This window comes from Acinetobacter sp. ANC_7635, assembly GCF_056779945.1.
On the sequence record NZ_JBWYIS010000004.1, the window covers coordinates 70,135 to 92,405 of the forward strand.

Annotated in this window: 23 protein-coding genes; 14 read left to right on the forward strand and 9 right to left on the reverse strand. The window is 39.9% G+C overall.

The window, feature by feature from the left end:
• Positions 1-136 precede the first annotated feature (136 nt).
• From AC1M89_RS06995 to rplS, 11 genes are all read left to right on the forward strand, one after another.
• On the forward strand, positions 137-568 hold the full coding sequence (locus AC1M89_RS06995; protein WP_481587375.1) for a pilus assembly FimT family protein: 432 nt from the start codon (positions 137-139) through the stop codon (positions 566-568).
• The gene (pilV, locus tag AC1M89_RS07000) at positions 568-1,086 is read left to right on the forward strand and encodes a type IV pilus modification protein PilV (RefSeq protein ID WP_481614063.1); all 519 of its coding nucleotides are present in this window, start codon (positions 568-570) and stop codon (positions 1,084-1,086) included. The genes AC1M89_RS06995 and pilV overlap by 1 nt, the downstream gene beginning before the upstream one ends.
• On the forward strand, positions 1,086-2,123 hold the full coding sequence (locus AC1M89_RS07005) for a PilW family protein (protein ID WP_035264319.1): 1,038 nt from the start codon (positions 1,086-1,088) through the stop codon (positions 2,121-2,123). Before pilV ends, AC1M89_RS07005 begins: the two co-directional genes overlap by 1 nt.
• On the forward strand, positions 2,120-2,863 hold the full coding sequence (locus tag AC1M89_RS07010) for a pilus assembly PilX family protein (protein ID WP_081403224.1): 744 nt from the start codon (positions 2,120-2,122) through the stop codon (positions 2,861-2,863). Before AC1M89_RS07005 ends, AC1M89_RS07010 begins: the two co-directional genes overlap by 4 nt.
• A 12-nt stretch (positions 2,864-2,875) precedes the next feature.
• Positions 2,876-6,547, forward strand: a complete 3,672-nt coding sequence (locus tag AC1M89_RS07015; RefSeq protein WP_481614064.1) for a PilC/PilY family type IV pilus protein — start codon at positions 2,876-2,878, stop codon at positions 6,545-6,547.
• Between the two features lie 9 nt (positions 6,548-6,556).
• Positions 6,557-7,054: a type IV pilin protein gene (locus tag AC1M89_RS07020; protein WP_180028919.1), complete on the forward strand. Its 498-nt coding sequence runs from the start codon at positions 6,557-6,559 to the stop codon at positions 7,052-7,054.
• On the forward strand, positions 7,038-7,502 hold the full coding sequence (locus AC1M89_RS07025) for a type IV pilin protein (RefSeq protein ID WP_171260680.1): 465 nt from the start codon (positions 7,038-7,040) through the stop codon (positions 7,500-7,502). Before AC1M89_RS07020 ends, AC1M89_RS07025 begins: the two co-directional genes overlap by 17 nt.
• A 144-nt stretch (positions 7,503-7,646) precedes the next feature.
• Entirely contained in the window at positions 7,647-7,904 is a 258-nt protein-coding gene (gene rpsP, locus AC1M89_RS07030) for a 30S ribosomal protein S16 (RefSeq protein ID WP_035264308.1), read from the forward strand.
• An 18-nt stretch (positions 7,905-7,922) separates the two neighbouring features.
• Positions 7,923-8,471: a ribosome maturation factor RimM gene (gene rimM, locus AC1M89_RS07035; RefSeq protein WP_035264305.1), complete on the forward strand. Its 549-nt coding sequence runs from the start codon at positions 7,923-7,925 to the stop codon at positions 8,469-8,471.
• Positions 8,472-8,497: 26 nt separating this feature from the next.
• Complete coding sequence (gene trmD / locus AC1M89_RS07040; protein WP_092766672.1) at positions 8,498-9,238, forward strand: tRNA (guanosine(37)-N1)-methyltransferase TrmD; 741 nt, start codon at positions 8,498-8,500, stop codon at positions 9,236-9,238.
• A gap of 179 nt (positions 9,239-9,417) precedes the next feature.
• Positions 9,418-9,789, forward strand: coding sequence for a 50S ribosomal protein L19 (gene rplS, locus AC1M89_RS07045; RefSeq protein WP_004787066.1), 372 nt, complete (start codon positions 9,418-9,420; stop codon positions 9,787-9,789).
• 61 nt (positions 9,790-9,850) lie between these two features.
• Here the strand turns inward: rplS and AC1M89_RS07050 are convergent, their stop codons facing one another.
• The 7 genes from AC1M89_RS07050 to AC1M89_RS07080 form a co-directional block, all read right to left on the reverse strand.
• Positions 9,851-10,831 carry a lipase family alpha/beta hydrolase gene (locus AC1M89_RS07050; RefSeq protein ID WP_481597521.1) on the reverse strand — a complete coding sequence of 327 codons (981 nt, stop codon included), beginning with the start codon at positions 10,829-10,831 and terminating at the stop codon, positions 9,851-9,853.
• A gap of 142 nt (positions 10,832-10,973) precedes the next feature.
• Positions 10,974-11,951 (reverse strand): lipase family alpha/beta hydrolase, encoded by a 978-nt coding sequence (locus AC1M89_RS07055; RefSeq protein WP_481590092.1) that lies wholly within the window; start codon positions 11,949-11,951, stop codon positions 10,974-10,976.
• 228 nt (positions 11,952-12,179) lie between these two features.
• Positions 12,180-13,154, reverse strand: a complete 975-nt coding sequence (locus AC1M89_RS07060; RefSeq protein ID WP_481592260.1) for an esterase/lipase family protein — start codon at positions 13,152-13,154, stop codon at positions 12,180-12,182.
• A 158-nt stretch (positions 13,155-13,312) separates the two neighbouring features.
• Positions 13,313-14,302, reverse strand: a complete 990-nt coding sequence (locus AC1M89_RS07065; RefSeq protein ID WP_081403225.1) for a lipase family alpha/beta hydrolase — start codon at positions 14,300-14,302, stop codon at positions 13,313-13,315.
• A 221-nt stretch (positions 14,303-14,523) separates the two neighbouring features.
• Entirely contained in the window at positions 14,524-15,507 is a 984-nt protein-coding gene (locus AC1M89_RS07070) for an esterase/lipase family protein (protein WP_092766675.1), read from the reverse strand.
• 282 nt (positions 15,508-15,789) lie between these two features.
• Positions 15,790-16,776, reverse strand: coding sequence for a lipase family alpha/beta hydrolase (locus AC1M89_RS07075; protein WP_481592259.1), 987 nt, complete (start codon positions 16,774-16,776; stop codon positions 15,790-15,792).
• 37 nt (positions 16,777-16,813) lie between these two features.
• A complete protein-coding gene (locus tag AC1M89_RS07080) occupies positions 16,814-17,854 on the reverse strand; it encodes a lipase secretion chaperone (RefSeq protein WP_481614065.1) in 1,041 nt (346 codons plus the stop codon).
• 146 nt (positions 17,855-18,000) lie between these two features.
• Here AC1M89_RS07080 and truB point away from each other — a divergent pair, with 146 nt between their 5' ends.
• The 3 genes from truB to AC1M89_RS07095 all read left to right on the forward strand — a co-directional run bounded on the left by truB (position 18,001) and on the right by AC1M89_RS07095 (position 20,293).
• Positions 18,001-18,906 carry a tRNA pseudouridine(55) synthase TruB gene (truB, locus tag AC1M89_RS07085; RefSeq protein ID WP_035264283.1) on the forward strand — a complete coding sequence of 302 codons (906 nt, stop codon included), beginning with the start codon at positions 18,001-18,003 and terminating at the stop codon, positions 18,904-18,906.
• 12 nt (positions 18,907-18,918) lie between these two features.
• A complete protein-coding gene (locus AC1M89_RS07090) occupies positions 18,919-19,686 on the forward strand; it encodes a sulfite exporter TauE/SafE family protein (protein WP_035264281.1) in 768 nt (255 codons plus the stop codon).
• A 148-nt stretch (positions 19,687-19,834) separates the two neighbouring features.
• The gene (locus AC1M89_RS07095; protein ID WP_035264279.1) at positions 19,835-20,293 is read left to right on the forward strand and encodes a hemerythrin domain-containing protein; all 459 of its coding nucleotides are present in this window, start codon (positions 19,835-19,837) and stop codon (positions 20,291-20,293) included.
• Between the two features lie 37 nt (positions 20,294-20,330).
• Here AC1M89_RS07095 and AC1M89_RS07100 read toward each other — a convergent pair whose 3' ends face one another.
• Both AC1M89_RS07100 and AC1M89_RS07105 read right to left on the reverse strand, forming a co-directional pair.
• Positions 20,331-21,209, reverse strand: coding sequence for an EamA family transporter (locus AC1M89_RS07100; protein ID WP_035264278.1), 879 nt, complete (start codon positions 21,207-21,209; stop codon positions 20,331-20,333).
• 113 nt (positions 21,210-21,322) lie between these two features.
• On the reverse strand, positions 21,323-22,192 hold the full coding sequence (locus AC1M89_RS07105) for an EamA family transporter (protein ID WP_481592257.1): 870 nt from the start codon (positions 22,190-22,192) through the stop codon (positions 21,323-21,325).
• Between the last annotated feature and the right edge of the window lie 79 nt (positions 22,193-22,271).

Genomic DNA, 22,271 nt, shown 5'->3' on the forward strand with positions numbered 1-22,271 from the left:
CATAGCAGGATAAGTGAGCAGATTGCAAAAGCGTGATCTTATCCTCATTTTAATACCATTTGTCATAACTGTGTTGGTTTTATAATTATAAAATATTACTTTTGTAACATTAATAAATAAATACAAAAGTTTGAATATGAAAGACTTACAACGGGGCTTTACCATTATCGAGCTGTTGATTACCACAATTGTGCTATCAATCACAGCAACCATGGCTATTCCATCTTTTAAAAATCTTGTTGCGCAATATCGCCTAAATTCAGATGTGCGTGAATTATCAAGCGTGCTGATGATGGCGCGTAATCAAGCAACATTGTTAAGAAAAGATGTGACTGTAGATCTTAAGTCGAATCAATCAGATAGCAGTACAATCTTTCATTGGACACCCAAAGCGCAAAATAAATTGACTTCATCACAAGAAAAAGTCACATTCTGGATGGATGGGGGAATTTCTGACTTTACATCTGACATAAATTTTTCTATTTGTAATAAGGTGTTAGGTGTTTCTAAAACGATAGCAATAACAAGAATGGGAACACAATATTTAAAAGCAGAGGGGACATGCTAATGCGTGCTGCGCAACAGGGGGTAGGAATGATCGAAATTCTAGTTGCCTTATTGGTTTTGGCCATTGGGGTATTGGGGTTTTCATTTTTACAAATGCGCGCAATTGATGCTTCACATGAAGCAATGTCTAAATTACAAGCCATGAATTTAGCGCGTGACTTATCTGAGAAGATACGTGCGAACTCAAATGCTTATACTCATTATCAAGCTAGAATAAATGCAGAAACACAAACAACTACAGCCAAATCATGTGTACAAAAAGGAACGACGAATCCATGTGTTCAAGCAGCCGATTTTGCCCATTATGATGCTGCCCAGATAATAAAAAATGCCAATGGTCTTGGTATGAGTATCAAAATGCCGAATTGCCAAGTCAGTAATAATTTGCAATCTCGCCGATGCATTTACGTAGCCTGGGGAAAAACAAAACCTATCGATGATGCTTCTGCAAAAGATGCATGTACCCATGGTGGAAGTTATTTACCAAAAGCGCAATGCATCGTCATGGAGCTTTATTGATGCAGCATCGTAGGTATACACAAAAAGGTTTGACGCTAGTCGAGCTTATGATCGCTTTGGTGCTTGGATTATTGATTACCGCTGCTGCGGTACATCTGTTTTTTACAGGGCAGATGGGATTCACGATGCAGAAAGGGATGTCGGAGGTTCAAGATAACGGCAACTTCGGTCTGCGCTTTCTTACTTATGAAATTCGTAAAGCAAATTATGGTCAAGTAAATATCATAAATGATCGTTTGACGCATGGTGGCATTGTTATCACTTCAGCTCAGTCTCCAGTGGTGCCTACATCTGGTGATTTGGCATTTAATGCGACCAATATTCCCGTCAATATTTCACGAAATATTCCAAATACGGAGGTTGTGCCTGTATCGCAATCTGGTATGCCGAGTAATATAGAGTTGGTTTCCGCTGAATCTTCACAACCTGCTCAAGCGGGAATGAGCGACCAATTGGTCATGCAGTTTTATGCTGATACACAAGGTGTGGATTGTGAAGGTAATAATTACGATGCTGGACGATATATTGTTCAACGTTTTTTTCTACGTAAAGATGCAAATGCAAATATTCAAAAAGAACCACACGATGCATTGGTCTTGGCCTGTGAAGCAGGGTGGTACACGCGTAACAGCACTCAAATTTTAAAAAATTTTAATAATAAACAGACTGTCTTTGGAACAACGAATGGTGAAATTTTGATGCATCGTGTTGATCACTTTCACTATCTGTTGGGGATTTCTAATGACGATAATACGGCACAGCAAAGATATATAAGTATTGAAGATTATAAAAAGCTCAATGTTTATCCACGTCCACGCATCAATTCAATACAGGTCGGTTTATTAGTAAGGTCATCTGAAAATGTAGGTCAAAATCAAGCAATTTCTCCTCATCAAGAATTTGAAGTTCTTGATCAAAAAGTAAAATTAAAAAAAGCACAAAAAACCGTCGCGACTAAATTTATTCGACAAGTCATTACACAAACGATCGCGATTCGAAATGGTATGAGTGTGATGGATTCAGCGGAGGGCTTATGATTCAACATCAACGTGGTGCAACGCTGATTGTGGTACTGATTATGTTAGTTCTGCTCACCATTATTGGTACTTGGGCGATTCGACAAAGTATGGTGAGTTTGAATATCACCACCAACAGCCAAGCGCAACAATTGTTAATGCAATCTTCCGATACTGTTTTTTATCGATTGGGGCATGGCGGCTATGCTGCCTCCAGTGGTAACCCTCTGAGCTTAATTGGTTACTCGATTCAGAATGAAGGTGACGAAGTCGTATTCTGTTTTAGAAACCAATCCAATAGTGCGATGTTTAATGTTTCCAACAGTAGTGTATTGCGTTGGAATGAAGCAATGAGTGATGTCTCAGTCGATGGTGTTTCTGGGTTTTGTTCCTTATCAAACGATGGGGATTATGCCAGTGCTCGTAAGGCGCAATTAACTCAGGTGTCTGTAATCGTAAGCCCTCCATCAGACAGTGATCATGATATCCCACTTTCAAACGCAAACGTTGGAACTGACACTGAAAGTATAGGACAACCTTCTGATACTAAAAAAATAACAGTCTATTCAACATCGCTCTTACCCGCATTGTCTTCGACAGATTTAACGGATGAAATCCATCTTTGTTTGCGCCGACCACATACAGCACCATTGGTGGGTAATGCACAAACCATTTCATCTTGTTTAAAGGATATTGGTGTGCCGTATAACACCCAAATTCAAAGTTACATTTTTGATGCTTATCAGCGCGCTGAATCTTAATGGGGATGTGTTGTGAATAAAAAGATAAAGAATCATTTTACAAAAAAGATGATTGCGCAAAGTATTGCAGTCGTGATGGCATTGGGTGCGATCCCAATGCAATTGAGTGCCAGTGATCTACAAATTTATCAAAATCCTGTAGCAACAAATAATCCGATTATCATGTTGGCGATTGATAACTCGATGAGTATGAGTGCAGTAGATGCAACTTATAAAGGTCAAAGTGTTAGCCGTTTAAATGCCTTAAAAAACTCATTGGTAGATGCCTTAAATGCAAAGGACTTATCAGGAAATTATCGTATTCCAGATAATGTTTATATTGGGGTGTCGGTGTTTACGTCAACGGGTGAAATAGGGACAACAGAAGATTGGTTAAGCTATGGTGAAAATGCTCGTTCATCTAAAATCTTACTAGAAGCAAAACAACTTACACCTGCTCACCGTACGGATTTAATCAATAAAATTAATAGTATTGGAGCCGTAGGTAGTACGCCCACACCACTATTACTCTCAGAAACTTATGCATATTTACTAGGAAATCGTACCTTTGGGGCTAACCTAAAAGGCATCGATTTACTTCCTTCATCTAAATATTCTAATTATAGCCGTGGTTTATCTGGAGCATCATTTGCGCCAGCGGACATTCGCAAAGCGGATGGTAGTTATAGAGCGCCACTCAACAAGTTGAATAACAGTGATGCCCAATGTAGTACGCAAGGTGTTTTTTTCTTAACAGATGGGGCGCCAGTTGGTTTGAGACCAAAGACGGTACTCCCTGTCATGCAAAATGCGTTGGCAGATGACAGCTTTACTTGTGAAGGCTCGCCCTTAAAAGATGTCTATTACAATTACGGTAATGCCAAAGGTGCCAGTGGTGCCGCGACCTTCAATGGCGAGTTTAAGGAAATGGCGACGCAGCCATATCGTTTTTATGAAGATGATATTGGTAATGCTGTGTCAGCCAATCAAACCACCTGGCAAAACCGTAGTTCATGGGCTTGTGTGGGTAAGATGGTTCAGCGTTTGGCAAATCAAACACAGATGACCAGCGATGTGAATCAGAAGCGTGTTTATACATCTACTGTAGGTTTTGGTCCCTTATTCCAAAAGCATCCACGAGAAACCTGTCGTGATTATGACAATGACGGTCTATACGATCATTGTACTTTTGATAGTAGCTATACAGGTTCTGGAAATGACATTTCCAATAGTATGAATGCTCAAGCATTAAAACAGTTGGGGAATGTGATTGGTAAAGGGGATACCTACGGGACTCGCCAAGAAATTGGGGGGTATACCCAAGCGACTTCTGGTGAAGATATTCAGAATGCATTGAATACCTTCTTGGTTGCCGTCTCTCACGGTAACTTTGAGGCTGCTAGTTTTGGTACTTATGTGGTGCCATTTGACCGTTTATCAACAAGTTCAGCATATCCTTATGTGTTCGCACCGCAGTTTCAACCACAGGTGAGCACAGCAAATTCGGTATTGGCTTCCACACATCAATTATGGTTAGGGAACTTAAAGAAATACAGTATTAACGCTCAAGCTGTGATGATTGATCGTGCGGGGAAAGAGGTACTTGATCGATCAGGTGCAATACGAACCAATACGCAGGATTTTTGGAACAATACTGGAATCGATGATGGTTTGAGTGCAATTCAAGGGGGCGTGTTCTCTCGGATTGCCACACCTTCACCACTAGCAGGTGTTACTGCTACAGACAAAATAAAAACGCGCCCGTTATTCACCAATGCAACGATTGCCACAACGGGTGATCAAGCAAAACGATTGGTAGGTTCTGAGAATGGACAACTGACGAAATTAACGACACAGAATGTGCTGGCCGCGACCTATATTGATTCAACCAAGTCGGGGTGGCGACAAAATGTATATCAACCCTATTTACTGTCGGCTTTGGGTTATCGACTTGATAAAAACTACTTAAGTAGCTTACCTGCTGGATACATTTGGAATGATCTAAATAAGGTTAAAGATCTTAAGGTGATGCAGCAAATGGGAGGCGTTGTTCACTCGGAACCACTATTGGTCACGCTCGAAGCAAAATATAACGCGGGGTCTGGTACCATTTTAGCGAATACCCGTAATGCGACTCATCGAAAAGATTACGTGGTATTTGGGACGATGCAAGGATTATTGCATGTTGTGGATCAAGAAACTGGTGAAGAGGCATTTAGTTTCTTAGCTCATGAAATGGTTCAAGATCCAAGTCGACGAGACGCGTTACTTGAACAGTCCAATACATTATTGTCATCTGCGCATCCTATTTATGGCATGGATGGATCATGGACTTCAGATGTTCAATATAAGATTGATCAGAACAACAATAAGTTTATTGCTGCGAAAGCCAACATTTATGGTGGTATGCGCATGGGTGGGCGTAGTTATTATGCCTTGGATATGAAAAATCCGAACCAACCTGAATTACTTTTCCATGTTGATCCAAGTTCTGGAACGATAAAGAGTAAATCAACATCAGTGAGTGGCACAAATCAATCAGATGCCTTAAAAGCTATGGGATATAGTTGGTCTAAACCTACCATTGCTAAAATTCGTTTTGACGGCAAAGTTAAAACGGTCATGATTGTGGGTGGTGGCTATGATATGGCCTATGAAACGGATGGTTATCAGCCTCAATCTGCATTAACTGGTCAACGAGCTAATCAAGGGGCGGGCGTCTATATTTTTGATGCTGAAACGGGCGAATTATTGTGGAATGCACGCTATGGCAACCAATCGAATCAAACCAGTGTTGATGTTAAGCATGCTGAGATGAAATATAGTGTGGTCAGTCAAATTAAAGCATTTGACCGCAATACGGATGGTTTGATCGATCACCTATATTTTGGTGATTTAGGTGGGCAAGTGTGGCGCGTCGATCTCAATAATCGTCTTGGAACGAATACAACCGCGTTTGGACGAGTGACACGTCTTGCTGATTTTAGTGCGTATCACCAACGTTTTTATGAAATGCCTGCTTTGACCATCCATGATCTGAATGGTGAGCGATTTGGTGCGGTGAGTATTGCGTCAGGAAATCGCAGCTTTCCATTAAATACCAGCAATATTTATGACAATCGAGTCTATGTGTTACATGATTATGACTTGGCACAACCGAATTTGTTTCAAGCGAATTTTGCTAAAACACAAAACCTTACCGAAGCTCATTTAACTGCATGGTCTAATTTATCAGGTACAACAGTGCCACATCTGATGAACCGTAATAAGCGTGGTTGGTTCTATGTGCTGCAACGAACAACGGCTAAAAACGAAACAGCGAATACTGGTACAGTTAAAGCATTAAATGGTTATATTGCGATCGCAAATAGTCCAAGTCATTCAGATTTATATGTGTCTTTATACAATCCAAATGATGCATCGTCACAACAACCGAACCAATGTACTGGGGGCATTAAAGGAGCAAGTCGTACCTTAAAGCTTTGCTTGCCGTATGGTGTTTGTGGAGATGCTGGATCAACGTCTAATCTTCAAAATAAAATTGTGGCAGAAATCTCAGACACTAAGTCTGATGGGATTAGTAAGCTAAACAGCGTACCTATTGTCCAGAATGGTAAAAAGAAAACGACTTTGCTGGGCGGTGGTTATACCAACTACATCACAACCAAAGTGCTGAAAGCTTATAACTGGTTTGAGCGTCAGTAGGTGGTTACCATGAATCAAAAAGGTTTTACGCTGATTGAGTTGATGGTTGTTGTAGTGATAATTGCCATATTGATGACAATCGCAGTGCCATCATACCAAAGTTATTTAAAACGTAATGCTGCTGCACAGGCTCAGCAAGAAGTATCCAAAATTATTGAACAACTAGAACGCTATAAAAGTCGCAGTTTTTCCTATCGAGGTTTTGATGCGAAGTATATTTACGATCAAGATACTTCAATGACGAGTATTTCCCTGCCTGATGCGAAGAAACCAAAATATGTGATTAGTATTGCCGATATCAGTGAAAAAACACCTAAAACCTTATTAAGTTCAGATCAGGGCTTGGGACGGGCATGGGGGATTCGAGCTGTACCAACGCAGACAGGCTATGATGCGTTTTTGGCGACGAGTCAGGGTATTCGTTGTAAAACAGAATATTTGGTGGAAAATGACTTAAAAGAAGTCAATGCATATACAGGATGTGGTGCAAATGCAAAACAATGGTAATTCAGGATTTACTTTAGTAGAGATTATGATTGCAGTGGTCATCATTGGAATTTTAGCCATGATTGCCTATCCGTCCTACCAAGAATATGTTCGTAAAACTAAACGTGTCGAAGTAAAAACCACATTGGCAGATATTGCAGCTCGACTTCAGCACTATCAGGTTGCGAATTACAGTTATATTAAATCGGATGGCAAAGCAGTCACGTTAGCTGAATTGGGATTTCAGACCAATGCGCAAAATCGAGTTGAAGTTCCGCATTATGATCCTGTCTATACGGTTGGTATATCAGATGTAACCAACAACAGTTGGGTGTTGAGTGCAGTGCCTGTGAGTGGAAAATTGATGCAAACAGATGGTCACTTTGTCATAAATGAAGCCAATGAAAAATGTTGGGTGAAAGCAGCTTCTTGTACGCCTTCTTCAAGTACAAACTGGGATGGAAAATAAAATTAAATTCAAAAATGTGGATAAATAATTTTTGAGCTTTCAATCGGATCAAAGTTCACGTAAAATACTGCCCTCTATGAAAGGGGTTTGAAATGTATCGATGGTCGGTGCAGGGATAATCCGTAAAAACTATAAGGTTCTATCATGGTTGTTATTCGTCTTGCACGCGGTGGTGCTAAAAAACGTCCGTTCTATCAAATCATCGTGACTGATAGCCGTAATGCACGTGACGGTCGTTTCATCGAACGTATCGGTTTCTTCAACCCTACAGCTCAAGGTAAAGCAGAAAAACTTCGTTTAGATGCTGATCGTTTCGCTCACTGGGTTGCTCAAGGTGCTCAACCTTCTGAACGTGTTGCTTCATTAGCTGCTCAAGCTAAAAAAGCTGCAGCTGCTGTTTAATACGGTAGAAGCTAGCCCATGACACCAACACAGAATGTTCCCGAAGATCGTATTCAGATTGGACAGCTACGTTCAGCTTATGGATTAAATGGGTGGCTCTGGGTCTATTCCAACACAGAACCTATGAGCAACATATTTGACTATCTGCCTTGGTACATCGAGACCAAAGCAGGTTGGCAAATTGTAGATGTGAAACGTTGGAAGCCACATGGTAAAGGCTTAGTTGTTTCGCTGAAAGGTGTGAGTGATCGTACTGCAGCAGACAATTTAGTTGGCGCAAATATCTGGATTTCTAAATCGCAACTGCCTCAACCAGGCGTGGACGAGTATTATTGGTCTGATCTAAAGGGTCTAACAGTGTTAGGTCTGGATGATGAAGAGCAAGAAGTCAATCTTGGTCAAATCCACGAATTGTTTGAAACAGGTGCTAACGATGTGATGGTAGTTCGCGCAACTGCTGACAGTGTCGATGGCGAAGAGCGAATGATTCCATGGCATAAAGATGTGGTGCAACGCGTTGATCTCGAAACTGGTCGTATCTATGTCAATTGGGGCGTAGATTACTAATATTTTCGGAAATACGGGAGTCTGCGATGTTTTTTGCAGTCATTACGCTTTTTCCTGAAATGTTTGAAGCGATTACAAGTTTTGGTATTAGCGGTCGCGCAGCGAAACGCGATTTAATGCAAATTCATTGTATTAATCCTCGTGATTTTGCAACAGGGAACTACAAACGAGTGGATGAGCGTCCATTTGGTGGTGGTCCTGGTATGGTGATGATGGCTGAGCCATTGGCAAAAGCAATTCATCGTGCCAAAGAGCTTGCAACGCAAGCAGGTGCTGTTCATGTACCTGTGGTGTATATGTCGCCACAAGGTAAAACCTTAAATGAACCTTCAGTACAAGATTTCGTGCAATATGACGGATTAATTGTATTGTGTGGTCGTTATGAAGGTGTTGATGAGCGTTTGATCCAAAAATATGTTGATCAGGAATGGTCCATAGGGGATTACGTTTTATCTGGGGGAGAACTGCCTGCGATGGTTTTATTGGACAGTATTATTCGGAGACTTCCGGGTGCAATGTCTGATGAACAATCACACGTTCAAGACTCATTTGTAGATGGTTTACTCGACTGTCCGCAATATACAAAGCCTGATCATTTTGAAGGTTTGGATGTGCCTGAGGTACTAAAATCAGGTCATCATGCAAATATTGAAAAATGGCGTTTTTTGCAGCGCTATCAACGAACGCTTGAACGTCGACCTGAATTGGTTGAAAAAGTTGAGTTGACTAAGCAGCAAAAGAAATGGCTCAAAGATTCGCAAAAATAAATCTTTTAGATTTATTTAAGCAAATATGACCTCAAGCATATTGCTTGAAGTATTAAATAGGCTCTTTATGCATTGAAGCGGTCAAGCATAAAGGGAAAGTCAATCGGGTCTATGCGCCTTAGCCTCTAGCCCCAGTGGATATCAGACCTCTTCTGACCCACACATATTGGAGATACCCCATGAGCGGTAAGCATCCTTTAGTACAAGCTGTAGAAAATGCTCAGCTTAAACAAGACATCCCAGCTTTTGCACCAGGTGACACAGTAGTTGTCCAAGTAAAAGTAAAAGAAGGCGACCGTGAACGTTTACAAGCGTTCGAAGGCGTTGTAATCGCTAAGAAAAACCGTGGTTTGAACTCTGCGTTCACAGTACGTAAAATTTCTAGCGGTGTTGGTGTTGAGCGTGTTTTCCAAACTCATTCACCAATCGTAGCTAAAATCGAAGTTAAACGTCGTGGTGACGTTCGTCGTGCTAAACTTTATTACCTACGTGAACTTTCTGGTAAAGCTGCACGTATTCGTGAAAAGTTACCAGCTCGTAAACAAGGTTAATTTTAGCCTTGCTTCGAAGCAAAAAAATGCGCCTTTTGGCGCATTTTTTTATGATCAAAACTTACAAACCTTGAATCTTCAAACGATTGGCATGTTGTCTAAAGATTGATACTGGATCAGGAGCAAAGAAGCCTTTAAGCCCAAGTATTTGATTGACTTCATCAAAATGATTTAAGTTGTAATTATCACGAATTACTTTGCCGTATTTAGCACTACAAATAGGCACGAGACCATCGTGATTGCGTTCATTAGGCATAATCGCTGTCCCTAAGACAACAATTGCGGTATCTAAAATATCGAGAACATTGGTCACCTTTGAAGAACCAATCCAAGAATAATGATATACGCCGTTAGCCGTTTGTGATGAACCGTTAGAATTACAGTCTTTCGGGATCGCAGCAGAAGGGAACTTTTGATTAAATTCTAAAGAACCTTTTACAGAAAGATCATACATGGATTGTTCGTAATTAACGCTAAGACTTGGATTACCTTCCATAATTGAAATTGCAGGTGCCAAAATATCACCAATAACTAATTTTGCTACACTATTAAGCACTTTACTATTTACGAAAGTATCTCCTAGGGGAGAGCCCTTAATACTGCCTGCAACAGCAGTTAGAGAAGCAACTTTCTCAGGAGCAATGGCTTCAACGTACCGTACAGTAGGTCCTCCATGACTATGGCCGATCAAATTGACCTTGTCTTTACCCGTAATAGCTAAAGCTGTTTCTACTTGTTGTAACAGTTGCTCACCACGAACCACAGTTGATTCGACAGGAGACATTTGAGCGACAAAAACACGTGCACCATTTCGTGCGAGGTCAGGGGTAATTTGATAGAACTGATCTAAACCGAAATGTTCTGTACCAATGCGGCTAAAACCTAATGCAAAGCCATGGGCCATAACAATAGGGTACTTAGTTTGCGCATAATTGGTATTTACGTATTTAGCTTCGACATCGATCAGGCCGGAAGCATATGTAAGTTGAGATAATCCTACCAGACTTAGCAGAAGTACTGGGATCATTTTTTTTGTTTTCATGTTTTCTTCCTTAAAAAGACAATATTTATTGTCAAAAAATATTGTAAAGAAAAACTAAACAAAAATAAGATAAATCCGACTAAATGTTAATCATTATTAAACTGAAAGAAAGGGTGAAAAGCTCACCCTTTGTGTTTAGGTTTTATAGCCCTTGGAGTTTAAGTCGATTTGCATGCTGACGATAAACATCTACAGCGCTTGGTGCAAAAATGCTTTTTAAACCGAGTAGATGGTTAATTTCATCTAAATGATTCCATTTATAATTATCACGAATGACCTTGCCAAATCGAGCGGAGCAACGTCCTACAATTCCATCTCCATCTTTTTCAGCCAAAAGAGAAGAAGCTAACATGCCATAATCAGATGGATCTAAAGCGGTATTAAATGGAGAGTTACCCATAAATGAATAATAATGAGTATTGTTGACACGATAAGCCCCTTCACCACATTGGGTTGTAGGTACACCATTTGGAAAATTCTGACTAAATTTGAGTGATTCTTTCGTTCCTAAACTTTGTAGGGCTGCTTTAGCATCATAAGGAAAGACTTTTGGATCAAGACCAGATGCGAATGTAATCACTGGCGATACCAGATTGTCAAAAATCGCGCGAGCAGGTGCTTCTAAAATATTACCTACCAGAACACCTTCTAGTATATCAGCCATTCTTGCTCCTTGATTTCCAGAAGCAATTGTCGTAACAGATGCGACATGATCAGGTATAACACCTGCAATATATCGAACAGTCTGACCACCATGACTATGTCCGATTAAATTCACTTTTTGCTTGCCGGTAATGGCAAGTATCTCTTCAACTTGACTCAGTGCTTGTTCGCCTCGCACTTCACTTGAGTTCATCGTTGAAACACGTGTTTGCCAGATGTTTGCACCATTTCGAGCAAGATCAGGAGTGATCTGATAAAAGTAGTCAACACCGACCATACTACCAAAGCCAAATAAGCCATGGGCAAGCACAATAGGGTATTGGGTTTGTGCATAATTTGATTTAGGTGTTTTGACGGTATGGTTAACGGCTAAATCTTTAATTTGCGTTGAGGCTTGTGCAACAGGAAGAAAACATGAACCTATGCATAGGCTCATGACTATTTTTTTTAGTTTCATTTTCGATACTCATTCAGTGATTCGTTTATTTTTATGATTCAGGCGATATCCATCGCCATAATTTAAGATACTAAAATTGTGACCTAAGTCTATAAAAAAGAGATAAAGTGCAAATTTATTGATATAAATTGGATGGGTGACTCATTTATAGGATAGATATGTCATGCTAATGAGGGCTATTTAAACAGTCTGGACCCATCTAGAGATGAGTGCAGACAAAAAAATATATTAGAGACCTTGTTGTTTAAGGCGATTTGCATGTTGACGATACATCGAGACTGGATCTGGCGCAAAGACACTTTTTAAACCAAGCACTTGATTGACTTCATCTAGATGATTCCAATTGAGATCATCACGGATGGTTTTACCGAATTTCGCACTACAGCGTGAAACTAGTCCATCATTCTCTTGACCACCGTCAATTAATAGACTGGTAATTTTTAAAGCTGAGTCTAGATCAAGTGGGTTTGTGGCCGTTCCGATACCCGTAAAGGAATAGTTATATATTCCTTGTTCACGATATAAACCTTCAGAGCATGAGTTTTGAGGAACGCCTATAGGATATTTTTGATTAAATATTGCTGATCCTGCTAAGCTCAAACTATTGGCTCCCGCAAGTGAGTCATGAGGGAAGGATGCTGGATCAAGTCCCTGTGCCCAAATAATAGCTTTAGACAGTAGATTGACTACAGCCACAATAGGTGTTTCAAGGATTGGTGCTGTATCACGAATTTTTAATATAAAATCAGACACTGGTGAGCCTTGATGTGGCGCCCCAATCGCTGTCATTGATGCGACTAATTCAGGTCTTACACCTGCGACATATCGAATTGTGGGCCCGCCGTGAGAGTGACCGATTAGATTGACCTTAGGCGATCCAGTGAGTGCAATGACTTCTTCAACTTGATGTAAAAGTTGCTCACCCCGAATTTCTGATGAGTTAAATGGCGATACACGGGAAGCCCATACATTTGCACCGTTACGGGCGAGATCAGGTAAAATTTGATACCAATAATCTACACCGAGTGGATCAGTGCCAATACGGATAAAACCAGACATTCCGTGACTAAATACGATTGGATACTGGGTTTTTGCATAAGTAGTTTGAAATTTTGAAGTCACTTGTTCAGGTGCTGTAGCAGCGTAACTCGTGCCAATTAAACATGCGAAAGAGAGGCATGTCCCCAAAATAAATTTTCTCATCTCTATTCCTTAGATGGATTGAAATACTCGACAATTTCCGTTGTCACAATAAGAGTATAGCGAAGCAAAAGGAAAGAAAAGTGGATTTAAACTTTAGGGAACAATTTTTAAGATAAGCCTCCATAATTTCGTGATGAGCGTATGGAGGCTTGAGAAGATTATAGTCCTTGAAGTTTCAAACGATTTGCGTGTTGTCGATAAACCGATACTGGATCTGCTGCAAAAATGCTAGTCATCCCCATCATTTGATTGACCTCATCTAAATGATTCCAACGGTAATCATCCCGAATCGTTTGTCCGAAGCGAGCACTGCAAACTGGGACTAAACCATCATTTGCACCTTCCTTAGATACAATGAAAGATGCCGCTTGCATTGCATAATCCGATGGATCAAGGGCATTGGTAAACGGTGTATTACCAGTAAATGAATACATACGCATGCCATTGACTTGATATGCACCCTCACCACATTTTGTGGTTGGTACACCCGCAGGGAAACGTTCTGTAAATGCTAATGAGCCTGCTGTAGATAAACTTTTAGCCGAGGCAAGCGAATCATGTGGCAGGCTTTTCGCATTTAATCCTTGTGCCCAAACAATTGCTCCCGAGACAAAATTCATCGCTGTCGCAAGCACAGTATCAAGTCCTGTTCCTTCTGAACGCAAGATAAAGTCTGCCATAGGTGATCCTTTATTCACACCAGCGACAGTGGTCATGGATGCCACATGTTCAGGAATTGTTCCACCAATATAACGTATTGATGGTCCACCTTGACTATGCCCAATTAAGTTCACTTTTTGTGCACCAGTAATGGCTAAAATATCTTCAACTTGTTGAAGCAATTGCTCTCCACGAATTTCGTTGGAGTTGAATGGAGATACTCGTGTAGGCCAGACATTAGCACCATTACGCGCTAGATCTGGCAGGATTTGGTGCCAATAATCTAAACCAAAGCTCTCTGTACCAAGACGGACAAATCCTGTTAGTCCGTGTGCAAATACGATTGGGTATTTAGTTTTTGCGTAGGTATTGTATTTGCCAAGTGTCGAGGTTACAGGTTTCACTTCTAATGCAGAAGCATTAGATAATTGAGTCGTTAAGCAAGCTGCAGACGTAAGTAGGCACGCCATAATTTTGTTGTATTTCATCATCATCCTCAACTTTTTATTATCAAACCCTAATCCTAGAGTTAAATTGATTATAGTGATGTAAATCACATTTTAAATATCGAATAGATGAATGGTAAATTTTTAAGGTTAAAAAAGAGAGGTAGATTTGATCAATGAACTATCTTGATGAAGATTTGAATCTGCTTTCAAATCCAGCCTAATGAATTTGAAAGCAATTAATTAATTAAAGAGCTAGAGATTTAAAGTCCTTGTAATTTAAGGCGGTTGGCGTGCTGTCTATAAACTGCAACTGGGTCAGGAGCAAAAAATCCTTTAATTCCGAACAGCAAGTTCACCTCATCTAAATGATTCCACGGAAAGTCATCACGAATAGTTTTACCAAAATGGGCACTACAAACTGGAACGATGCCATCATTTTTTCCTGCTTTATGAACCGACAAACGGTCAAGTAGAACCATGACAGGGTCACCTAGATCCAAGGCATTCGTAAAAGGCTTGTTTCCTGTCATTGAATATAAATGAATTCCTTTTTCTTGATAAGCACCTTCGCCACAGTGGGTTAATGGTAAACCGAGAGGGAATTTTTGATTAAACAAGGCAGTTCCTTCAACAGATGTACTCACACCAGCGGCCATCGCATCATGTGGGAACGTATCAGCAGGAAGACCTTGCGCCCACATAATGACTTTACCAAAAGTGCTGATGAGAACATTCAGTAGCTCTGATGTTCCTGTTTTATCTGCGATTTTTAATACATCTGACGCGATGATTGTACCTTTGTTGGCACCGGCTACAGTCATCACCGATGCAACATGTTCAGGCATTACACCTGCGGCATAACGAACAGAGTTTGCACCATGACTATGACCAATCAGATTGAGTTTGTCAGCACCAGTAATCGCCATGACTTCTTCAAGTTGTTGAACATATTGTTCACCTCGGACTTCAGAAGAATTGAAAGGAGACATTCTAGCCGCCCATGTGTTTGCACCGTTTCTCGCTAGATCAGGTAAAATTTGATACCAGTAATCCATGCCTAGACTTTCAGTGCCCAAACGTATAAATCCAACCATTCCATGAGCGAATACAATAGGATATTTCGTTTTGGCATAGTCAGATTTGACACTTGAGACTTTGATCTGTTGAGCTTGAGTAGCATAAGTTGTCGTAGATGTTAGACATAGCGCTGTCACCAGCGAGCCTAGAATGTGTTTTATTTTCATTATTATTCCTAGTTTTTAGTGAATCTATGATGTTCTTCCAGATGAACATACAGAAGACCTTAAAAGATGTTATTGAATGCAACAAGATACAAAAAATGCCAATTTAGCTTGCCGAATTAACATATAAAAAGCAAAAAAGAATCAAAAGTTGAAATAATTAAAGGATTTAATCATTAGCAAATGTGTTCAAAAAGCATTATTTAAATTTTGTCGAGAGTCGCTGATGGTCGGAAAAGCTATTCTGATGAATAGCTTTCCATTTGACTGCGCTATTTTGTGCGTCTAGAGTCCTGTCAGTTTCAAACGATTGGCATGCTGGCGATAAAGTGAAATAGGATCTGGGGCAAATAAACCTCTGAGACCGAACATCATATTAGCTAAATCGGTATGATTTAGTTTGTAATCATCACGAATCACACGTCCAATATGCGTGCTACAGCGCCCAACCATGCCATCATTATCTTTATTGCCATACGCTAAAGGCCCGAGCTGCATTAAAATGGTATCGATATCTAAGAGGTTGGTGGTTTGTGCAACACCAGTCCAAGAATAATAAAAGATTCCGTTGTCTATTGGGCTGCCTAAACGAGTACAACTTGACGCGAGAGCTTTTGTTGGAAAACGTTCATTAAATGCAGCAGAGCCTGTTTCAGTTAATGATTTCATCGAAGCATCAAAGCTGATCGGCATATCAGGACGACCTTGTGCATAAGCAATTAATGGGGGAATGATGTAATCCCCTAAAATATTAAATATTGTTCGAGTTGCTTCATTATTTTGAATTTTATCTGCGACCATAGAACCTCTGAAAGTCCCTCCTACACCAGTAACAGAAGCAACATAGTCGGGTTTTACTGCTGCAACATAACGCACAGTCGGTCCGCCGTGCGAATGACCAATCAGATTGACCTTTTTCTGCCCAGTGATCGCAATTACTTCTTCAACCTGAGAAATTAATTGTTCTCCTCGAAATTCAGTCGTATGAGCAGGTGAGAGTTGTGCTGCAAAAACGCGTGCACCATTGCGCGATAGATCAGGTAAGATTTGATACCAATAGTCAATATTGAATGTTTCATTGCCTATGCGAGACCAGCCTAACCAACCGTGTGTCATCACAATAGGATATTTGGTTTTTGCGTAACTACCGATCTTTGTCTCATTTACTTCGAGTAATCCCGGACCTGCGTGGGCAGTTAATGAGCTTGATAAGCATAGCGTTGTGACGAATGCTAACGTCGTAGGTATCAATTTAAGTTTTAAGTTTTTCATCGTTCTTCCCTGTGAATGAATGTGTTCCTTGAAAAGATTAATCGGCAAAAGGAAGTTGACCGCCTTGATCATGAACTTGCTCGAATGTTTCTACCCGAAGTTGCTCTTGCGAATTATTAAAATGTTGGGAACGGAGGCGTTGTACAGCTTCCTGCTTTGCACTAGGGCTCATATTACTTTTGACAATGCTGTCACGTTCAGATAAATATTGATTGACCTTGCTTTTCCAATTTGAGCGCTGTCCATCAAGATTTTCTAGACGTTGTGTTGCTTCAGGACCCACTAAGCTGAGACGCATTTGACGAATTTCTTCTGCACTACCACCACGAGCTTTAATTTCTGCAGTTAATTGACGAAGATCTTCGAGTTGAGAAAGTTGTTTTAAATTTTCTTTCCAATCTTCAGGTAGATCATTGAACAGTTCTTTTAATTTATCGGCTTTTTGTTTTTCCGATAAATTTTTATCTTCCATGACACTCATGCGAGCCAAGGTATAATCATGATATTCATCTTCGATACCAAATAAACCTTCAATTTCATAGTCTGAAAAAAATTGTTTACGCAATGATTTCATCTGATTAAAAATAGCTTTGTAATACTGCGCACTTTCTTTGTCATGGTTTGGTGGTGTTAGGTCACCCATTTTTTCACGATATTGAACATAGCGTGACCATAAATCTGTCAGTTGACCTAGTAATGGTTCTTGATAGCTGCTTTGAGCAAATTTAATAAAATCAGCCTTGATTTGCGGAATCTCTTTTTCGCCGTATTGGGTAATAAAAAACTCAAAACAGTTCTTAGTATTTTCATTCACAATCAAACGGTTGGCGTTATCGGTTTGGATTTGACAATTGATTTGAATATCTTGCTGACTTTTACTTGCAAAGCTAGAACCATTCACGGTTGTACTTTGTTGTAGCGCCATATTTTCTGATTGAATTTCGGCATCTTGTGCTGCTCGTTGTGAGTTTTCAGCAGATTCAGCTGAGTCAGGTTTCAACCATTGAAAGAGAAGGAATAAAACGATCAGACACGCCACAATCAGCAGTGTAATTTTCAATTTAGCTTTTGAATTCATTTCACATCCTATGAAATCATTTAGTTATTATTAATGGTGTAGAATAATTTGCCACAAATGTCACATTTTATGCATAAAAATTTAATCAATATTCGATAAATGGATTTGATAAAATAGCAGTATTTTACTGATCTGAATATTATCTAATGTCTGCTAAATCTCCAAAAATTACTCGACGTCATATAAGTGGTGTATTTCTACTCAACAAACCTTTGGGGATTAGCTCAAATGCAGCATTGCAAAAAGTGCGTTGGCTCTATCGTGCTGAAAAAGGTGGTCATACTGGCGCTTTAGATCCATTAGCATCAGGCTTACTCCCGATTTGCTTAGGTGAAGCGACCAAGTTTTCACACTTTTTACTGGAATCTACTAAACGTTATCAAACGACGATTCAATTGGGAAATAGTACAACTACAGGTGATGTCGAGGGTGAAGTTTTGCTCGAGGCACAACCGATTGAACTTAACGAAGATAAAATTCAAAGCGTGATTCAGCAATTCGTTGGAGACATTCAACAAGTTCCTCCAATGTATTCTGCTTTAAAGAAAGAAGGTCGTCCTTTGTATGAGCTGGCGCGTAAAGGAATTGAAATCGAACGTGAGGCTCGTCCAATTCATATTTTCGCGATTGAACTGATGTCTTTCACTCAAGATTCAATTACTTTGGATGTGACATGCTCAAAAGGAACGTATATCCGAGTATTGGGAGAGGATATTGCTCAAGCTTTAGGAAGTTATGGGCACTTAACATATTTACATCGTATTCAAACTGGACATTTTGGTATTGTGCCAGAGTACACCATTGAATACTTAGAAAGTCTAACTGAACAACAACGTGAAGCATTGTTGTTACCTGCTTATGCGCCTGTGGATCATTTTCCAAAAGTTCAAGTACCAGAAGGTCGTGCAGAATATTTCTGTCGTGGGATGGAAAGTAATATTGATCATCCTGCCGAATCTCAAGTCCTCGTATTTGATGAAAAAAAGTGTTTAGGTTTAGCTGAAATTACTGATAAAAAACGTCTAGTTCCTAAACGTGTATTAAATTTATAAGCGAACTCAATTATGGAATTAGACATCATCCTCAGCCTGATTTTTTTTGCATTTTGCGCAGGCGCGATTGATGCAGCAGTCGGTGGTGGTGGTCTCATTCAGATTCCAGCATTGATGAGTGCTTTTCCTCATATGGCGCCAGCAACATTATTTGGCACCAATAAGCTAGCTGCGGTTGTTGGAACAGCAACATCCGCGTGGACTTTCGCTAAAAAAGTTAAGTTTGAATGGAAGTTATTACTGGTGGTGGCGATATGTGCTGCCATCAGTTCTTTTGCGGGAGCTGCCAGTGTTTCTATGATTCCGAAATCAATCTTGCAGCCCTTTGTCTTGGTGATGCTGATTGTGATGGCAATTTACACATTGTCAAAGAAGGAGTTTGGACAGGTTCAGATTGCACAAACGGTAAACACTAAAATTCTGATCTTGGCTGGAATAGGAAGTTTGGCGATTGGGTTTTATGACGGATTATTCGGTCCGGGAACGGGAAGTTTTTTTATTTTTTATTTTATTCGATATTTACAAGTCGATTTTTTGCATGCAGCAGCTTTGGCCAAGATTGGTAATGTGATGACCAATTTAGCCGCTCTTACATTCTTTATTCCTGCAGGCCACATTTTATTTGCAGTAGGTGCCATGATGGCTGTCGCTAATATGATCGGCTCGATTGTCGGGGTGAAGTTGGCGCTTAAATACGGTAGCGGTTTTATTCGTATTCTGTTTTTAATTCTACTATCTATTTTAATTGTTCGATTAAGTTATCAGATGTTCTTAATGTAAACCATTCTCAACATTAAACTTTTTTATACAAATCGCTTCTTAAACCTATCTCTAAGTTATCGCCTAAGCTCTTATAGTAAGTTGAGTGTTTTGAAGATCATTCAAGTTTTTCTTTTTTCAAATCATATTTATAAGACAGGATAACAAGATGAATATTTTTGAAGCTTTACGTGAAAGTCATGATGTTCAACGTGAACTTGCTGAGAAGCTGGTTCAAACTTCAGGGGACACGCCAGAACGCCGAACATTATTTGAGCAGCTAAAAAATGAATTGTTTGCTCATGCAGTGGCAGAAGATCGATACTTCTATATTCCACTGATGATGACCGATTCAGGTTTGAATATTACGCGTCATGCATTAGCTGAACATCATGAAATGGACGAATTACTTGAGCAACTCACCGAAACTGAATTCAGTAATCCAGGATGGTTAGCCATCGCGAAAAAATTGTCAGAAACCGTGCATCATCATCTTGAAGAAGAAGAGCATGGCTTTTTTCAGCAAGCAGGAAAAATTCTAGAGGATAAACAAAAGGAGAGTTTGGCTAAAAAATATCAAACTGAATATAAGAAATATAAGAAATTAGATAAAGACAGCTTGGTTTAACCCCATGATAAAAAAAGATGGCATGTGCCATCTTTTTTTATGTTTCTATGCCATGTGATTTCATTCTAGCAGCGCGATAAGTAACACCAATTGATGCAATCATAATACAACCCAAAGCAACGGCTTGTAATAAGGTAATGTGTTCATTCAACAGTAACCAACCTGTCAATGCACCTAATGCTGGTGACAAACTTGATAGCGTTCCATAAGACATTTTACTTAAATTCTTTAATGCCAATAAATCCAATGCATAGGGAATAGCAGTAGCCAAAAGCGCAATGACGATGGCTTGTGGCCAATATTCAAATTGAACTAATGCGGATGGATTATAAACCATACTGATCGGCAATAAGGTCAATGCTGAGAGGACGATTGCAATACTGAGAGCATGCATGCCGATATTCTGCCGAACGACTTTCTGTCCAAAATAAATATAGAATGCCCAACAAATGCCTGCACCAATGGCCATAGCAGCCCCAAGATATGAAAAGTTAGTCGCATTGGCATCTTGCCAAGGCACCATCAGTGCTACACCGAAAATTGCCAGGATGACCCAAATGTAATCACTTCGATGTTGGATTGACAGTAAAGCCAACGTGAGTGGGCCTAAGAACTCAAGTCCTACTGCAATCCCTTGTGGTAGTTTTCCTAATGATGCATAAAACAAGACATTCATCAAAGCGACTGAACCACTATAAAAGAGAAGATCTTTCCATTTTAAGTAAGGAAGGCGACGAAGAATTTTCCATGAACGGAACATCAATACAACCATAATTGATGCAAAGCATAGACGTAAAGTGACCACAGTAAATGGATCTAAAACTTCAAAAAGCTGCTTTGCGAAGGATGCACTAATTTGATAGGCGATCATGGATAAGACCATGAACAGCACGGCAGTGAGTTGAGCATTTGGCATTGGGAAAACGAAGCCGAATTAAAAAGAGTGAGACTGCTCAAATTTTAACATTATTATGATGACCACAGTGCTTAAATCCATCATGGAAAATGTAGTTTAAATTAAGTATGAGATCATTCTTGTTTGGCGTGTTGAGTGGTATAGGTGCAGCCAATTGAGGCACAAATGATGGTAAACAATGCTAGCCATTGATTCCATAACAATTGCTCACCCAAAAATACAAACCCAGATAATGCGGCAACAGCTGGTTCAATACTCATCAGGGTACCGAAACTTAATGCTGTTAGATTTCGTAGTGCAATCATTTCTAAAGTAAAGGGTAAAGCACTGGCGAGTATCGCTAAAGTGATGAATAACATTAGATGATTAATTTCAAATACGCTTGCTGGCAAGCCGATACTGAGGGCGATCGGCATGAGAATGATACTTCCAACAAACATGCCTAAACATACGGTGTGATTACCTGAAACTCCCGAAGGCCGCTGACCAGCAATAATATAAAGTGCCCAACATGCGCCAGCTGCCAACGCAAAAAATACACCAAGTAAATCCAAAGGTTGTTTGGCTTTGTCAAAGGGAAATAAAAGGATCAGTCCAATAATGGCCAAACTAACCCAAATAAAATCAAACTTTTGACGCGCATAATATAAGGCCACACTGAGTGGACCAATAAATTCAAATGAAACTGCTAAACCGAGTGGAAGACGATCAATGGCAAGATAGAACAACATATTCATGCCAGCTAATGCGACACCATAACTGACAATGGCTGTCCATTTAATTTGTTTAAATTGAATTTTCCAAACTTGAAAAATAAGCGCCAAAATCACAGCACTAAATGTCAGACGTAGAGCTGACACAGTAATGATCGGGAATTGTTCAAATAAAACTTTTGCTAATGAACCACTACTTTGTAGACTGATCATGGCGATCAATAACAAACCGAGTGCTTGTAACTGCGGGTTTATTTTTAACAAAGACATGGTTTTAAACGTATGGTGGTTAGATTAGAAAGGGATATCTTTCATCTAAGTTGGCGGAGCCTACGTCAACTCAGATGAA

Bases quoted from the DNA above. Each gene is read 5' to 3' on its own strand.
- AC1M89_RS07105 (WP_481592257.1), bottom strand. From the start codon at position 22,192: ATGTCTTTGTTAAAAATAAACCCGCAGTTACAAGCACTCGGTTTGTTA.
- AC1M89_RS07050 (WP_481597521.1), bottom strand. From the start codon at position 10,831: ATGAAAACAAAAAAAATGATCCCAGTACTTCTGCTAAGTCTGGTAGGA.
- AC1M89_RS07020 (WP_180028919.1), top strand. From the start codon at position 6,557: ATGAATCAAAAAGGTTTTACGCTGATTGAGTTGATGGTTGTTGTAGTG.
- rimM (WP_035264305.1), top strand. From the start codon at position 7,923: ATGACACCAACACAGAATGTTCCCGAAGATCGTATTCAGATTGGACAG.
- AC1M89_RS07090 (WP_035264281.1), top strand. From the start codon at position 18,919: ATGGAATTAGACATCATCCTCAGCCTGATTTTTTTTGCATTTTGCGCA.
- pilV (WP_481614063.1), top strand. From the start codon at position 568: ATGCGTGCTGCGCAACAGGGGGTAGGAATGATCGAAATTCTAGTTGCC.
- trmD (WP_092766672.1), top strand. From the start codon at position 8,498: ATGTTTTTTGCAGTCATTACGCTTTTTCCTGAAATGTTTGAAGCGATT.
- AC1M89_RS07065 (WP_081403225.1), bottom strand. From the start codon at position 14,302: ATGAAATACAACAAAATTATGGCGTGCCTACTTACGTCTGCAGCTTGC.
- AC1M89_RS07005 (WP_035264319.1), top strand. From the start codon at position 1,086: ATGCAGCATCGTAGGTATACACAAAAAGGTTTGACGCTAGTCGAGCTT.
- AC1M89_RS07055 (WP_481590092.1), bottom strand. From the start codon at position 11,951: ATGAAACTAAAAAAAATAGTCATGAGCCTATGCATAGGTTCATGTTTT.
- AC1M89_RS07080 (WP_481614065.1), bottom strand. From the start codon at position 17,854: ATGAATTCAAAAGCTAAATTGAAAATTACACTGCTGATTGTGGCGTGT.
- AC1M89_RS07025 (WP_171260680.1), top strand. From the start codon at position 7,038: ATGCAAAACAATGGTAATTCAGGATTTACTTTAGTAGAGATTATGATT.
- AC1M89_RS07070 (WP_092766675.1), bottom strand. From the start codon at position 15,507: ATGAAAATAAAACACATTCTAGGCTCGCTGGTGACAGCGCTATGTCTA.
- AC1M89_RS07010 (WP_081403224.1), top strand. From the start codon at position 2,120: ATGATTCAACATCAACGTGGTGCAACGCTGATTGTGGTACTGATTATG.
- AC1M89_RS07060 (WP_481592260.1), bottom strand. From the start codon at position 13,154: ATGAGAAAATTTATTTTGGGGACATGCCTCTCTTTCGCATGTTTAATT.
- AC1M89_RS06995 (WP_481587375.1), top strand. From the start codon at position 137: ATGAAAGACTTACAACGGGGCTTTACCATTATCGAGCTGTTGATTACC.
- AC1M89_RS07095 (WP_035264279.1), top strand. From the start codon at position 19,835: ATGAATATTTTTGAAGCTTTACGTGAAAGTCATGATGTTCAACGTGAA.
- rplS (WP_004787066.1), top strand. From the start codon at position 9,418: ATGAGCGGTAAGCATCCTTTAGTACAAGCTGTAGAAAATGCTCAGCTT.
- rpsP (WP_035264308.1), top strand. From the start codon at position 7,647: ATGGTTGTTATTCGTCTTGCACGCGGTGGTGCTAAAAAACGTCCGTTC.
- AC1M89_RS07100 (WP_035264278.1), bottom strand. From the start codon at position 21,209: ATGCCAAATGCTCAACTCACTGCCGTGCTGTTCATGGTCTTATCCATG.
- truB (WP_035264283.1), top strand. From the start codon at position 18,001: ATGTCTGCTAAATCTCCAAAAATTACTCGACGTCATATAAGTGGTGTA.
- AC1M89_RS07075 (WP_481592259.1), bottom strand. From the start codon at position 16,776: ATGAAAAACTTAAAACTTAAATTGATACCTACGACGTTAGCATTCGTC.